Source organism: Streptomyces calidiresistens (assembly GCF_014141525.1).
Classification (GTDB): domain Bacteria; phylum Actinomycetota; class Actinomycetes; order Streptomycetales; family Streptomycetaceae; genus Streptomyces; species Streptomyces calidiresistens.
Map to the genome: position 1 here is coordinate 1 of NZ_VKHS01001411.1, position 731 is coordinate 731.

General features: G+C 76.7%; 1 protein-coding gene. It reads left to right on the plus strand.

Translation table 11 applies throughout. The features are described 5' to 3' along the window. Positions 1–90: 90 nt before the first annotated feature. On the plus strand, positions 91–731 hold a 641-nt coding region (locus FOE67_RS27570; RefSeq protein ID WP_323385619.1), incomplete at its 3' end, for an acyltransferase.

Here is a 731-nt window from a genome sequence, read left to right on the forward strand (position 1 = left end):
CGTCACCGACTGACCCCCGTTTCCCCACCGTCCGACATCCGCCCCATCCGGCGGACGGCGGGGACGGGGGACGCGAGGAGCCCCGTGCCCGTGCGCCCCCGAGCAGCGCTCGCCCGTCTGGCCTCCCGGGCCTTCCACGCCGCGTGGCGGGGCCTGCAGGGCGCCGGAGCCGTCACCGCCGACCGCCCCGGTCCGCACGCCTTCCGCCGTATCGGTCCCGGGACCCGCCTGGCGTTCCCCCAGGGAACCGTTTTCGGAACCCCCTGGATCGAGCTGGGCGCGCACTGCGTCATCGCCCGTGACGTCACCCTGGCCGCCGGCATGCTCCCCGATCTCGACCTGGGTGAGGGCTCCCGGATCGTGCTGGGCAACGGCGTCGTCCTGGGCCGCGGCACCCACCTCGTCGCCGACGCGCCCATCACCATCGGCGACGACGTCCACGTCGGCCCGCACTGCTACCTGACCTCGACCAACCACTCCTACGACGACCCCCACCGTCCCGTCGGCCGGCAGTGGCCGCGCTCCGCGCCGGTCACCGTGGGCGAGGGCTCGTGGCTGGGCACGGCGGCGGTGGTACTGCCGGGCGCCCGCCTGGGCCGCAACGTCGTGGTGGCCGCCGGATCGGTGGTGCGCGGGGAGGTCCCCGACCACGCCGTGGTCGCCGGGGCCCCGGCCCGCATCGTGCGCCGTTGGGACCCCGACCACGGGTGGCGCCCCCCGCTGCGCACCCC